17 protein-coding genes and 3 pseudogenes are annotated in these 12,865 nt (G+C 47.1%); 12 read left to right on the top strand and 8 right to left on the bottom strand.

The window, feature by feature from the left end; translation table 11 throughout:
- The first annotated feature begins 150 nt into the window (after window positions 1-150).
- The 4 genes from ACMV5I_RS28100 (at window position 151) to ACMV5I_RS28085 (ending at window position 3,086) form a co-directional block, all read left to right on the top strand.
- Entirely contained in the window at window positions 151-387 is a 237-nt protein-coding gene (locus ACMV5I_RS28100) for a DUF905 family protein (RefSeq protein ID WP_414825802.1), read from the top strand.
- Between the two features lie 65 nt (window positions 388-452).
- Window positions 453-2,480 carry a ParB/RepB/Spo0J family partition protein gene (locus tag ACMV5I_RS28095; RefSeq protein ID WP_414825801.1) on the top strand — a complete coding sequence of 676 codons (2,028 nt, stop codon included), beginning with the start codon at window positions 453-455 and terminating at the stop codon, window positions 2,478-2,480.
- Between the two features lie 40 nt (window positions 2,481-2,520).
- The gene (locus tag ACMV5I_RS28090; protein WP_414825800.1) at window positions 2,521-2,844 is read left to right on the top strand and encodes a conjugation system SOS inhibitor PsiB family protein; all 324 of its coding nucleotides are present in this window, start codon (window positions 2,521-2,523) and stop codon (window positions 2,842-2,844) included.
- Window positions 2,802-3,086, top strand: coding sequence for a hypothetical protein (locus tag ACMV5I_RS28085; protein WP_414825803.1), 285 nt, complete (start codon window positions 2,802-2,804; stop codon window positions 3,084-3,086). Before ACMV5I_RS28090 ends, ACMV5I_RS28085 begins: the two co-directional genes overlap by 43 nt.
- Before the next feature lie 1,408 nt (window positions 3,087-4,494).
- On the opposite strand, the gene ACMV5I_RS28080 is transcribed toward ACMV5I_RS28085, so the two are convergent.
- Window positions 4,495-4,950 (bottom strand): transglycosylase SLT domain-containing protein, encoded by a 456-nt coding sequence (locus ACMV5I_RS28080; protein ID WP_414825799.1) that lies wholly within the window; start codon window positions 4,948-4,950, stop codon window positions 4,495-4,497.
- Between the two features lie 422 nt (window positions 4,951-5,372).
- Here ACMV5I_RS28080 and ACMV5I_RS28075 point away from each other — a divergent pair, with 422 nt between their 5' ends.
- The 3 genes from ACMV5I_RS28075 (at window position 5,373) to ACMV5I_RS28065 (ending at window position 6,486) form a co-directional block, all read left to right on the top strand.
- Window positions 5,373-5,507 (top strand): relaxosome protein TraM, encoded by a 135-nt coding sequence (locus ACMV5I_RS28075; RefSeq protein ID WP_414825798.1) that lies wholly within the window; start codon window positions 5,373-5,375, stop codon window positions 5,505-5,507.
- Window positions 5,508-5,674: 167 nt separating this feature from the next.
- The gene (gene traM / locus ACMV5I_RS28070) at window positions 5,675-5,950 is read left to right on the top strand and encodes a conjugal transfer relaxosome DNA-binding protein TraM (protein ID WP_414825797.1); all 276 of its coding nucleotides are present in this window, start codon (window positions 5,675-5,677) and stop codon (window positions 5,948-5,950) included.
- A 191-nt stretch (window positions 5,951-6,141) separates the two neighbouring features.
- A complete protein-coding gene (locus tag ACMV5I_RS28065; RefSeq protein ID WP_223501665.1) occupies window positions 6,142-6,486 on the top strand; it encodes a hypothetical protein in 345 nt (114 codons plus the stop codon).
- A gap of 351 nt (window positions 6,487-6,837) precedes the next feature.
- On the opposite strand, the gene ACMV5I_RS28060 is transcribed toward ACMV5I_RS28065, so the two are convergent.
- The 6 genes and pseudogenes from ACMV5I_RS28060 to ACMV5I_RS28035 all read right to left on the bottom strand — a co-directional run bounded on the left by ACMV5I_RS28060 (window position 6,838) and on the right by ACMV5I_RS28035 (window position 9,238).
- Window positions 6,838-7,431 (bottom strand): hypothetical protein, encoded by a 594-nt coding sequence (locus ACMV5I_RS28060; protein ID WP_223501663.1) that lies wholly within the window; start codon window positions 7,429-7,431, stop codon window positions 6,838-6,840.
- Between the two features lie 81 nt (window positions 7,432-7,512).
- Complete coding sequence (locus ACMV5I_RS28055) at window positions 7,513-7,890, bottom strand: type II toxin-antitoxin system VapC family toxin (protein ID WP_223501661.1); 378 nt, start codon at window positions 7,888-7,890, stop codon at window positions 7,513-7,515.
- Window positions 7,890-8,093, bottom strand: coding sequence for a type II toxin-antitoxin system VapB family antitoxin (locus ACMV5I_RS28050; protein ID WP_223501659.1), 204 nt, complete (start codon window positions 8,091-8,093; stop codon window positions 7,890-7,892). Before ACMV5I_RS28050 ends, ACMV5I_RS28055 begins: the two co-directional genes overlap by 1 nt.
- Before the next feature lie 94 nt (window positions 8,094-8,187).
- A pseudogene (locus tag ACMV5I_RS28045) lies at window positions 8,188-8,382 on the bottom strand (IS6 family transposase); the annotation flags it as partial.
- Between the two features lie 61 nt (window positions 8,383-8,443).
- Window positions 8,444-8,665 (bottom strand): annotated as a pseudogene (locus ACMV5I_RS28040) (transposase); the annotation flags it as partial.
- 171 nt (window positions 8,666-8,836) lie between these two features.
- Window positions 8,837-9,238, bottom strand: coding sequence for a Spy/CpxP family protein refolding chaperone (locus tag ACMV5I_RS28035; RefSeq protein WP_414825796.1), 402 nt, complete (start codon window positions 9,236-9,238; stop codon window positions 8,837-8,839).
- Between the two features lie 203 nt (window positions 9,239-9,441).
- On the opposite strand from ACMV5I_RS28035, the pseudogene ACMV5I_RS28030 reads away from it, so the two are divergent.
- The 5 genes and pseudogenes from ACMV5I_RS28030 to ACMV5I_RS28010 all read left to right on the top strand — a co-directional run.
- Window positions 9,442-9,984: pseudogene (locus tag ACMV5I_RS28030) on the top strand (IS6 family transposase); the annotation flags it as partial.
- A 74-nt stretch (window positions 9,985-10,058) separates the two neighbouring features.
- Entirely contained in the window at window positions 10,059-10,616 is a 558-nt protein-coding gene (locus ACMV5I_RS28025) for a hypothetical protein (protein WP_414825795.1), read from the top strand.
- Window positions 10,617-10,937: 321 nt separating this feature from the next.
- Window positions 10,938-11,183 (top strand): AbrB/MazE/SpoVT family DNA-binding domain-containing protein, encoded by a 246-nt coding sequence (locus ACMV5I_RS28020; RefSeq protein ID WP_179249225.1) that lies wholly within the window; start codon window positions 10,938-10,940, stop codon window positions 11,181-11,183.
- A complete protein-coding gene (gene mazF / locus ACMV5I_RS28015) occupies window positions 11,183-11,515 on the top strand; it encodes an endoribonuclease MazF (RefSeq protein ID WP_414825794.1) in 333 nt (110 codons plus the stop codon). The genes ACMV5I_RS28020 and mazF overlap by 1 nt, the downstream gene beginning before the upstream one ends.
- Window positions 11,516-11,528: 13 nt before the next feature.
- On the top strand, window positions 11,529-11,741 hold the full coding sequence (locus ACMV5I_RS28010; RefSeq protein ID WP_414825793.1) for a hypothetical protein: 213 nt from the start codon (window positions 11,529-11,531) through the stop codon (window positions 11,739-11,741).
- A 15-nt stretch (window positions 11,742-11,756) separates the two neighbouring features.
- Here the strand turns inward: ACMV5I_RS28010 and ACMV5I_RS28005 are convergent.
- The coding region (locus ACMV5I_RS28005; RefSeq protein ID WP_414825792.1) for an IS91 family transposase at window positions 11,757-12,865 on the bottom strand (1,109 nt) is incomplete at its 5' end.

The following is a 12,865-nucleotide window of genomic DNA, read 5'->3' as shown; positions in this document are numbered from 1 at the left end:
CTCGCGGCGAACGACTCTCAAACGGGTGAAGGTAATACCCAGCGGGAAAGTCCAGCAGGTCCCCGCAATAACATCAAAACCGCGGCCCCGACAACTCAACGGGTGATGGTTTTCAAAAGCGAAAGCTGAACGAAAATAAGGAGATTCACGATGACAGACCAGACTGATCAACACGTGTTGTTACCGGAAGGTACATTTACGCGTGAAGAGGCCAACGCTGTAACAGCAGCCTACTGCAATATCACCATCGAAAACGAACAAGGGGACCAATTTCAGCTCGTTATCAGGAACAACGGCGATTTGGTTAAGCGCTATTGGAATTTTGAACCCGATGCAGGCTATTGGCTGAATCGCGGTATCACGGATTACGGTGTGAAAAAGCAGTAAGCAAAAGGGTGCCGGACGTTTGAGCCGTCCGGCAGACAGTAGTCAATACATAAGGAGTGTCAACTATGTCAGTTACCGAGTCTAAAGCAAAAACAGCTAAGAAAGCTAGCAGTAAGGCGAAAGAAAAAGCCGTGTCTAAAGAACTGGTTACCCTGCTCGAGAGTACGCCTGTTGCTCTGGTACCATTCTCTCAATTGGCCGATACCGAGCTGAACACACGTATCGTTCCGCATACGGACAAGGAAATTCGCGGGTTGGCCGACAGTATCAAGGGTGTGGGCATTCTGCAAAACCTGATTGTTATCGAATTGCCTGACGGCCAACTGGGCGTTGTCGGGGGCGGGGGCCGCAAAAAGGCTACCGCGCTATTGGTGAGCGAAGGGCTTATCGATGCCGATCAACCTTTTGTGCCTGTGAAGGTAGTTCCACGCGAACTGGCGGTTGCTGCATCGATGACGGAAAACGGCCAGCGTAAATCAATGCACCCCGCCGAACAGATTATCGGCTTCCGTACGCTTTCCGAAGAGGGGAATACTCCGGCGCAGATCGGTGACCTGCTGGGATATGGCGCCCGTCATGTCCAGCGCATGCTGAAATTGGCCGGGTTGGCTCCATCGATCCTTGATGCATTGGCCAAAGACGAACTTACAACCGAGCACTGCCATGTGTTGGCGCTGGAAAATAGCCATGAACGCCAGTTGCAGGTTCTGGATATGGCCAAAGAGAACAGCTACAACGGCAAGCCCCAAATTCATCAAATACGCAGCTTGATAACCGCCAGTGAAGTCCAGATCAGCGGCAGCGGGAAGTTTGCATTTGTCGGAGCCAATGCTTTTGAGGACAGCCAGATCCGCCGTGATCTGTTTAGCGAGGACGATGGCGGCTATGTCGATAAAGTCCTGCTTGATACGCACCTCGTTAACAAGCTGGAGATAGTTGCCCATGCCCTACAGGAAAACGAAGGATGGGCATGGTGTCTGCATCAGATGGATCGCGTGGAACGCTATGGCGAGGATGCACAGACATACGGCTTTTTGCCTACCCCAGCACCGTTGTTTACCAAAGAAGAACAGGCCCGACTGGACACGCTGACAGCCGCGCTGCAAGAGGTTGAAACCCACGACGATGAATATGAGATTCAGCAACAGATTGAAGACCTTGAATCGGCTGTAGCGATCCGTTCGTGGACACCTGAGCAGAAAGCACAGGCTGGGGTGGTCGTGTCCTTTGAGGATGATGAGGTTTGCATTCAGCGCGGTGTTCTTCTTCGGGAACAGAAGGAGGGGACAGAGGGGGCCAAAGCAGAAAGCGAGACTCGAACATCATCTGGCATCACTTATACCCGCCAACCCGAACCGGTAGACGATATCAGTTTACCGTTGCTGACCAAAATGTCATCAGAGCGGACACTTGCTGTACTGGCAGCGGTAGTACAACAGACACCAAAGGCCGTTGCATTGCTGGCATGGACGTTGTGCCGTGACCTGTTATCACATCATTGCGGTTCGACGTCTGCGCTCAAAGCTTCATTGCGTTGCTCTCACTATAGCCTGTTGGAAAATGCACCGTCAGGCAAAGAGGGTACAGCTTATCTTGCTCTCAAAGCAGAAATCGAGCGTGTCACAGCCATGTTGCCGGAAGGTTGGGATCGTGACTTTACCACCTTCTTTACGTTGAAAGGGGAGCAGTTGCTTTCCATCCTCGGTTTATGTGCGGCTTGCGGGTTGGATGGTGTACAGACCCGTGAATGTGGGCATACGACACGCAGTCCGCTCGATGCGGTGGAAACGGCGTTTGATTTCGAACTGCGTGACTGGTGGCAACCGACAAAAGCCAATTTCTTTGACCACCTGAAAAAACCACAAATTGTCGAGTTCCTGAATGAAGCGGGTTTCACAGGTGCGGCAAGTGATGCGGAGAAGATGAAGAAAGGGGACGCCGCAGAATTGGCCGAAGAACGGATGGCAAGTAACCGTTGGGTGCCCGTGTGGATGACCGCGCCGCAACCTAAAGAGACACCTGTCGACGATCCTGCCAACTCAGAAGAAGGCCAAACCCATTCCGACGAAACAGTAACCACTGACGCTGCCTGATAACTGGAGCTGCCGCCCGAAAGGGCGGCTGATAACATCATTGACAAAATTAGAAATATTCACGTTAGCCAAGCTGCAAGCCTTTACTACCACGGATTTTGAACAGTACCGCGAACGTGGTGATGAAGCCCGTCTGCGGTTGTCCAGTGCGGTGATCACAGCATTATCCCTACCGGAGTGTTGGCAAGTGGATTGCGAACTGCGGCATGAATGGGGCGGTTTGCATCCGGTAAATCTGCGCTTGTCACATCAATCTGCTCCTCGAGTGCTGATCGAGATTTCCAGCCCTTGCCATGAATCCCCCTACTGGTACGGACGGCTATGGTACTTGCTTATGCCCAATGTATGCTGGAAGCCGGGTTAAACCCTTCCGAGCACTTGTATGTTAACTGCATCGACATTGATCCCATTGCGGCGGATATGGCTTTCATACAGTTGAGTTTACTCGGCATTCCAGCGGAGGTGATCACTGGCAATGCATTGACCTTGAAATGCAGCCGGGTCCGCTATACGCCGGTGTACTATATCAACGGCTGGGAGCAGCGGCGGGCATTGCGTCAGAAAGTCGATGCCATGAAAGAAGTCATGGCCCGGTTGGTTGTATGATCTACTGGGCAGGCAGGTGAGATCCTGCCCTGTAGCCAAAAAATTACCGCAGGAAAAGTGGGCGGTAAAAAAGCAAAGAAGAGGACAGCGCCTGCGGCGTTGTTCTCCTTCCTGCCCCTCCGTGTGAAATTCCATTTTCCGATGGGTATAACGGGTCAATTATCTCTGTTTCGCCTCTTGAGGGGCTTCCTGGGGATCTTACGTGGATCTGGTTACTGCCCCCTTTAAGTTAGTGTGATCTCTTGCATCGTGGCGTCTACCTGCGGTATCGGGCTGTCGTGAACGGCGCCAGGTAAACCTGTCTCCGCCCTGCGGGCTTCCATCCCTGACGCAACAACCAGGTCAAGGGCTGCAGCTGGCCAGGGCCAGCGCGTTCACTGACCTGCTGAAAAGCAACAGGTACTCTGATGGCGCCACGTCGTTCCGTCGAGTGTGCTCCTGCTCTGGAGAACGTTCAGTCAAGGATGTTAATAAAAATCGAGGAACATCAATGTTACCAGGGAAGGACCTCCTTCAAGAGCGGAGTGATCACAGGAGGTTAAACTGAAAAAGTGTGATGGTTGTATCATTTCTGCAAGCTGTAGTGTGTAATTCAAGGGAGCAAAAAAATCATTTTTGCATCGGATGATGAGCTATTTTCATTGGTTGTTGTTCACTTCTTATTTCGGGTAACTATTAATAATTCTGTCTAACTACATCGCTTTCACAGCCGACAGGAAATTATCGGATCGCGGTGAGATATTAATCATATTATAATAATAAACATCGTTTGGAAATCGGTCAGCCCACATAACAGGAGGGGTAGTATAATTTAACAACCGGATCGTGTTCATCAAGACACCACAGTGCGGAAATTAATACCTGGCTATTTACTGATTTTTGACTAGGCAGTGCCAACTTCATAGAGATAGTTCCACCATCACTGTGATCAATAATTTCTATCTGTTTCAGGTTTAAAACCTGAAGTGGATTTTCTACATCTTCACAAAATGTGCGATAGGATAGTTTGCCACCGAAAGTTGAAGCACTATGTCAATAAAGGAAAAACCGGCAGGTAGGCAACTTAACACCCCATTAAAGGATTCAATGTTGAGTATGCCACCGTGCGGAAACAAATGGAGTTGGTCGTCTCTATCGTCGGAGGTTTCATAGAAGATATCCGGATCATTAGATTTTAAATAATCCCCTTTGGAGTGAGTGACGCTGTACGTTATGATTACTTCATCGTTTTGAAAGTCGATAAAGCAAGCTGTGTTGTATAGTAGTGAAACGTGATAGGGAAAATGCAATTGATTAATTGTTATTGGTGCTATTTTAATAACATCGAATTGAAATGATGAGATTAATAGTGGGCGTAATTAAATGTGTAATGCCAAGGAATAATAAGCCATAAAGCATGGTATGAGTATCAATGTTTCTTACTGTCTTTAATTGCTCTGTAGGTGGCCTCGATTTTCTTTGCATAAATGTAGCGTCGTTGGGCCTGTTTCTCTGACTCTTTAAATCCCGCGTTATATGCCCCTACAGCATGCCAGCCTATTCCACACTTATTAAATGCAATGGCAAGAAAATACGCGCCAGTATAAATATTCATGCACGCATCAGACATGAGGGTTTTACGGGTGATACCCATCGCGGCAAGTTTAGGAATATGCTGGGAGTTAATCTGCATTAGACTCATGTCAATACTGCCATCCTTATTGGTTCCGATAGCTGACATATTAAACCGAGATTCATTCCAGGCAATTGCGCGGAGTAAGTCCGGATCGATTTTGTAATCCCTTCCTGCCAAATAAAAACAATCCGATGCGTTTACTATACCTGAAAAAAGCAGAGATACAGTCAAAGCGGCCATTTTATTCATATACTTCCTCCGGTCTGATTTCTAGGTAGTATTTTAATCTATACAAGTTCGCAGTTCAATATATATGCACCCTTCACCACAAAAATCACCACACCCCACGCAAAAATTACTTTTTGCTGATTTGCTTTTAAATACAGTAGGTTAAGAAAGTAATAATGTGAAATAAATTATAATAGTGTTCATTAACGACTCTAAGGCGATACAAACCGAGTCGGTAATGACTCTACGACAAGTCATGAACGAATCAGAGCCGAAGAATCAGGAGGTTGAGACGAGTTGACCCTAGAGTCAATTCTATATAAGATTCGCCGTGTGACTCTCCGTGTATCTAGATTCGACTTGCGATTCGATTTTTGGGTGATTCGTTATGTTTATGATATTTCAGGGTCAAATAAAATCCTAATAATATAAGGAAAAGTGCCGTGGCTAAGATCCAGGTGTACGCCAGTGATGATGTAGCAGACAAGATAATGGCAATAGTAGAAAAACGCCGTCAGGAAGGTGCTAAAGATAAAGATGTCAGTTTTTCGAGTGTCACTACGGGCGTTGTTGAATAAATAGATATTATGCTGCAGGCCTACAAAAATGGCGGTCTTCCCCAACGTAAAATCAGTAGGTTAAAGTCAGAATTGGGAGATGCTCGCAATAGTGACAAGCATCTTTGACCAAAACAGGTATGTAAAAACAGCATGATTCTCTATTATTCAACAAAGCCGTCACTACGATGCTCATTGAACTGGGGCTTAGGGTGTATGAAGCCCAGATGAAAAACAAAGAGACAGGATTCAATCAGGCTCTCTTTAATAAGACGATGCTAGAAAATATGCTGAAAGCGCAGATGGCGACAAGTAAGCTGTTAGGCATGATGTCTCTCAGTCCACATTTAGAAGGGAACGATAAGTTCATATTTAAAGATATGGTCACAACAATCCGCGAAGATGTAGACCAAATCGTATCAAATTTCTTCCCTAAAGATGAGGGTGGTGAAGATGATGTCTAATTGAAACAATAATTTTTTGCGGTTCATTTTACCTTAAATTTAGCATGGCAAAAATAATTTTCTTTGCTACATTATTATCGGATTTAATGAAAATTTGATTATCGGCGATTTAGTTTGCTGAATCGCTGGTACGAAGGGATAGAGCCCTACGTACCAGCCACCCACTCGACCTAAAAGGGAGGTTGTCATGAGTGCTGTTAGATCCTAGAGATCTAACATCTACAAGTCAATCCTTAGCTGATATTGTTAATCGTTTTGATAAGTATTATTCGTCATCACCGTTACCTTTTTGTATTCGCGATCAGGCTCGATGTTATATTTATTCAAACGCCGCATACCTGAAATTTATTAAACCTGCACCAAGTAAATTGCCGGGGGCAGGTTTTGATGTAACGACTGTTGAAGTGATATTGTCAGCCATTGAATTAGATGCATTCTTAATGGGGGCGAATGCCGCCATGTGCCGTACATTTATGCGCAATGGTGACTTGTTTCAATTGCGTATCGAAACTCGTCATGTTCAAGGGGAAATGTAATCTCTTTGGTTTATTAATCCATTTCCTGCATACCTAATTCGGTTTGAGAAACCGTCTGTAGATGGCAGTGGAGATATCAATGATATCTGGGGTATTGGGTGAGTAGACTACTAGCCCACCCAACAGGGGCAAAAACGGGTAGAAAGTATTATCGAAGTGGCTTGATGTGATGCTCAGGGACGTTATCAGTTCAAGTGTACTAGCTCGCCGGTTTGAATTAACCATCGGTAGTCTGTTGTTCGCAATGTGCCTGCCGTGCTTCTGCCCAATTCTGATTGTCTTTGTTCCGTGCAAACGTCGATGCTTTTGCCAGAAGTCCGCGCCCTGCTTGAAATTGCCACTTTGTTACTTCTAGGGCTTTGGATAGAGTTCCATCCTGTACTTTGTTAAATTCAGATAATCCCAGTTATTCCTGCATACCCATTTCAGCACGTTTTCAGGCTGATGGATGTTTTTGTTAAATTGGGTCACTGTTTGTTCGTATCTTTCATCCGAGCAGATAGCACGCCAAAAAACATCATGAGTATTCTGGAGCTGCATGAGCATTGTGCCATCTAACGGGGAACGAAATGCAGTAATAGAGTTATCTGGATTGATGGCAAAGAAAAAATAATCCTCGGTCTCCAGCATGGTGTTGAGCACAGCCTGGATGATGGGGTTGCCGGAGGGAACAAGACCGTGATATGTCGCATGTCCATAAAATTCAAAAGCAAAATGAAGTACCGGTTCTTCCATTGTTCCAATAACAGAATGCCCAAAGTGCATCCCTTGCTGAGTGGACTCAGTAGGGATCGATATTTCTGGCCTCAAGGCAATGAACCCACATTTTTCGCCTCGTTCTTCTACATATCCAAAAGCAAAACATGGAGGGTTATCTAACATTAAATCTTCAATAAATAATGAGTTAACGCTTAATAGAGGTAAATACTTTTTGAGATCGCCCATTTTTTATTCCTTTCTGCCCGGCAACTATTTGTTTTGTCTTCTTGATTGTCTTTCGTACAAACACATTGGGTTTTGAATACGTCAATGAACCGGCTGATAGCTCGCATTAAGACGTTTAGCAAGCCTCTCAAGTCGCTTATCCAGCGTCCAGAGTCTCGCACCTGGTGTTATCAGGGTCGATGCAAGTAACGTAATATCAACCAGTCCACATCCAAGCCCGTACAGCTTCTCGTTTTCAATAAACGTCATAACTTCGGTAATATTAGCCTGATGACACTCTGGTAACAGCCCCAGATCGCCAATCGTTCGCAGTCTTGGCGCCGGTGGCGTTCCACAGGCTATCTCTGCCAGTATCATTGGGTGAATCAAAACCAGATCCCAACTCAGCAACTGAATCAATCCATCATTCCGGTTTCTGAAATGGTCAACCCAGACAGACGTATCAACCAAAATAGTCATTATGCGGATGGCTCCTCGCGGCGGCGATGGATCACCTGCATTTCAGGCGATGAGCCGCCAAGCGAAGCAAGCCTTTTTGCTGCCTGTACCCGAACAAACGTTTTCACTGCTTCCCGGAAAATATCAGCCTTGTCCATACCCGGATCTGCCATTTCCAGAGCCTGCGCATACAGCAAATCATCAATGGTGACTGTCGTTCTCATAAAATAGCCTCCCAAGAATTATATATTGATGTTATTTTGCATCAAATTATACATCATGGCAATGGGCAATATGTGCATTTATAGGCCTAATGGGAGCGATGTCCAACAGTGGTACCAGACGGATGACCCAGCGATGAAGTGTGGAATGGTCAACAGCAGTACCGCGTTCAGCCATCATTTCTTCGATATTGCGCAAGCTCAGAGCATAAGCCAGATACCAGCGGACACATTGCGCGATGATATCGATGGGGTAATGCAGGCGTTTAAAGGCATTTCGGATCAGAGACATTAATAGGGAACATTACAAAAAAAACAGCATTTTACCTAACGCCGCCTTAACACGACAGAGCCATAAATCCCTGCGCGGCGCGCAGCGTGAGGCGAAAAACGCGTTTGAGCATCAGTACGGTAGAAATAGCGAGCTCAGAATAACGTTGAGGACGACCCCGTGAAGACGTGTTGGACCAGGCCTGAATGGCCGACTCATCAAGCCAGAATGTCAGTGAGCCCCGATGGATGAGCGCCTTGTTGTAGGTAGCCCAGTTGGTGATTTTGAACTTTTGTTTTGCCACGTGATATCGCTGCAGGATTAGGAGTGTGGTGATCTGATCCTGACTACGGCCAAAAGTTCGATTTATTCAACAAAGCCGCTCTGGCAGAGAAAGCGTGAATGTGTGCAGTCAGGAGAAGTGCAGTAATAGTGTCGCATGCCCATGGCACAGGTACCGCAGGCGTACTACCGTTCAATAAAGATCATATTTTCTTATGATGTTAATGAGTTTTTCTTTTTGGTGTGTAGTTAATTCCTGGTTAGCCTCAAATGAATATTGAGTTCGATAATAACGAGCCTGAGCCCGTGCTTTCCCAACTTCATCAAGGTATTGCTTTTCAGCTTTGTCATCCCACTGTTCTGACTCAATTTTTTTTGAAACTGCATTATTACTAACACTATTCACACCAATGCTTTTAAGGTTTTTTTTAGTATGGGCCTTGATGGCTTCAAATTTTACCCTTTGTGCTGAGTCCAAATTGAGTCCTTGGGTAAAAGTATTGTGACTTCTAGTCAGTTTTGGATCGGCTGCGATGCTGCTATACGAAACAGATAGCATAATCATAGCAAAAAATATCGCAAACGTTTTTTTCATAAGAAGTGACTCTTGAAAAATCCTTGAATATAAAAATAGATGACATGGCTGATATTGTCTACGCGGGATGCAAAGATATGCAAAAGCTGTTTCTCTTGCTTCTGAAGGCTGGATCTCAGACATCCGCTAGGACATCGACCAGCAGATGACGGCTCGGGAGCACAGGTCAATAATCGGGTTCTGTCGCATTAATGCGACAGAACTCTTTTCGCCGACACAAGCGCACAATAGGTCGGCGGTGGCGAATTGATGAAACCTACATCAAAATCAAAGGCCAGTGGAAGTATCTGTATCGCGCGGTCGATACTACAGGCCAGACCATCGACTTTTTGCTGACCGCCAAACGGGACGCAGCAGCCGCCTTGCGCTTTTTTCGCAAGGCTATTCGCCATCACGGCGAACCAGAGGTGGTCACTATCGATAAAAGTGGTGCTAACGCCGCAGCTTTGGCCACGCTCAACGCCGACAAACCCGATGAGGAAGCGATTACCGTCAGGCAAAGTAAGTACCTGAACAACCTGATTGAGCAAGATCACCGAAATATCAAACATCTGATATGGCCGATGCTGGGATTCAGCTCGTTTCGATGGGCACAGACGATCCTGACCGGCATCGAACTGCTCAACATGATACGAAAAGGGCAATATCAACACCCGAAAAGTGAGGGATTGTTACCCGCGGAACAATTCTATTTGCTGGCTGCCAAATTACCGACAACGCAACTTTTCCCAACTTCATGTCACTAATGCGACAAAGCCAAAATTTATCTATTCAATAAAGCCTTGCATCCACTACATACCGTCTTATAAAAGAATTAATAATGACAGAAATAAAAAAACTTGAGCGCCCACTAGTTGAAGTACTATGGTCACGCTACGAAAAGGTTATTGGCAAAGATTTTCCAGGTTATCGAAATCATGTTTATCGAACTATCACCTATGCCATGCACTTTTTAGAGTACGAGCCTGAGTTAGAACCTCTCATCGAAACAGTTTTTGTTTATCACGACATAGGGCTTTGGACGGACCATGAGCTGGCTTACCTTGAGCCGTCTGAAACGGTGACTTTAGTAGATAATGAGAAATATGAATGGGGGCTAAACGCTGATGCTCTTCGTGGCGCTATACATTGGCACCATAAAATATTTCCTTACAAGGGCCCTCATGAGAAGGTCATTGAGGCTTGCCGCAAAGCTGACTGGATAGATGCATCAAAAGGCACATTTCGAAAAGGGCTTAGCAAGGCAGCAGTTCAAAAAGTCGAAACAGCATTTTCAAATTTAGGTTTCCATGACACGCTGTTGGGACTGGCAAAAGATTATGGTGGTTCAGTGTTGGTTGGTGGAATAAAAGTAACTCGCGGCATAATAAAATGGTAATCCATAGTCATTATGCTCTAAAGACAGGGCAAGAGCATATCTTGCTTTTAGATGTCTGAAGTCTAACGGAATCATTATGTTATGATCAGCATAATGGTTCGTTACTCCCTAACCTCTATATTGATAATGAGTACTATCGCCGCCGGATCGGGGTTTGGGAAGTAACGAAACCACGCTGTGAGCTGTGTTCCCGGTAGTAGGATCCCCCTTTCCGTTCTCTGTAAAAGTCGGAAATCGATGTATCAACATTGTTGACATCGAACGGTGATTTGATTATTGTTTCTACAGTATCGATACGTTGCAACTGATAAGGAGGGGATTATGTCTCAAGTTGTGGTTAAAAAATGGGGTAACAGCCCGTCAGTCCGTCTTCCTGTCGCCATCATGAAAGCAGCGTCGCTCAACGTGGATGATACCGTTGAGGTGAGTGTCGAAGAAGGGCGTATCGTCATTGTACCGGTGCGGGCAAAGGTCTATTCGCTTGACGGCTTGCTGGCAGGCGTGACGGACGAGAATATTCACCAGGCAGTGTCGTTTGGTGAGCCTGTTGGCAAAGAGGCACTGTGATGATTAAAGGTTACGTTCCTGACGCCGGTGATATTGTCTGGCTGGATTTTGATCCCCAGGCGGGACATGAACAAGCTGGTCATCGCCCTGCATTAGTCCTAAGTCCTGCCGTATACAACGGGCGGATTGGGTTAATGCTGTGCTGCCCGATGACGACCAAAATTAAAGGGTACCCTTTTGAAGTTATTGTCCCTGGTGTACGTGAGAGCGCTGTGCTGGCTGATCAAATAAAGAGTCTGGATTGGAAAGAACGTAATGCAACAAAAAAGGGACAGGTACCTGCGTCGGTACTGTCAGATGTACGTGCAAAGGCAAAAGCCTTGATAGGGTAAATATAGGGGAGTTATGAAAAAATTTTTAGAACTGGGCGTGATTGACCTGTTGATTACTATTTGCCTGCTTACCGCGGGTATAAATCTTCTCAGGTACTTGATGGTTAGGAATCTGGAAAAGCGTTTTAAAAAATTCATGACCATAAATAGCAGCGTGACACATGCCCGTGTGGCGTGGCATAGCAAGATGTTATTGATGAAAATACCAGTTTTGATGTGTTTTTAATCTAAAACCCATTTTTCAGGCGCACCTATCCAGAGCCGGTGCCTGAAGCCATCGTTTTTTCTCCATCCGCTGCAACCTGGCCGACAGTAACTCTGTCGCATGCCTGCCAGCCTCGACGCCGGCAAATCGCAGCCGATCGCCGCACAGGATGCATTGGTACGGGTCGGAGCCCAGGAAGCCTTTCATCAACACTGCGAACCCGGGCCGTTTGGGCTTATCCCGCACCGTCATCGACAGCGCTTCGTAAACCTTCGCCAACAGTTGGCCCCTTTTGCGGTTGGCCAAAAAGCCGTAGTACCGCACCATCTTAAAATGCCGCGCCGGAATATGGCTGATATAGCGCTGCAGCATCTCTTCCTGGCTGATTTTTTGGCGTTTATATTGCTGCGTACGGTGATCGTAATACTGATGGACCACGGCACCGCCGCGGTAGCGGCGCAGTTGTGAGGCCGCCACCGGCGGGCGTTTCAGGTACCGGCCCAGGTATTTCACGCTGCGCCAGGCGCCGCGGGTCTTTTTGGCAAAGTGTACCTTCAAGGCACGGCGATACTGCGCATGCAGGTAACGGTGCCACCGGTCTTCGTTGCGGATATGGCCGAGGCCCGGCAGGGCTCCGGGATTGATGCGCGTATAGTTGTCGCGCAGCAGGTGAACGACGGCGTTGCGCCAGATGGCTTCGACGGATTTCTTTTTAAAGAACAGCTGTCGCCAGACGTGGTGTTTGACGTCAAGGCCGCCGCGGGTGACGGAGACGTGGATATGTGGATGCTGATTGAGTTGCCGGCCGTAGGTGTGGAGCGCGCAGAAGATCCCCACTTCGATACCCTGCTGGCGTGCCCAGCGGAGCATGGCGCGGGTGGCGCAGCGGAACAGGTCGTTGAGCAGCGGCCAGTTGTTGTTGAAGAACGGCCACAGCAGATGCGGCATGGTGAAGGTGATATGTTGCCAGTCGCAGTCGGGCAGGGTGTGCTGCTGTTCGGCAATCCACTGCTCAGTAGCCTTGAGGCCGCAACTGCTGCAGGCCTTGGACTTGCAGCTCTGGCAGAAGAAGCGGGCATGGGTACAGTCGGATGAGGCGCAACAGTAACGGCGAACGCCCATGAGGCAGGTACCGCAGGCGAGCA

Origin of the sequence: Serratia sp. T13T92, from assembly GCF_047530105.1 — a bacterium.
GTDB lineage: Bacteria > Pseudomonadota > Gammaproteobacteria > Enterobacterales > Enterobacteriaceae > Chania > Chania fonticola.
Note: the sequence above shows the minus strand (reverse complement) of the source record. Positions and strands in the feature narration are given on the sequence as shown.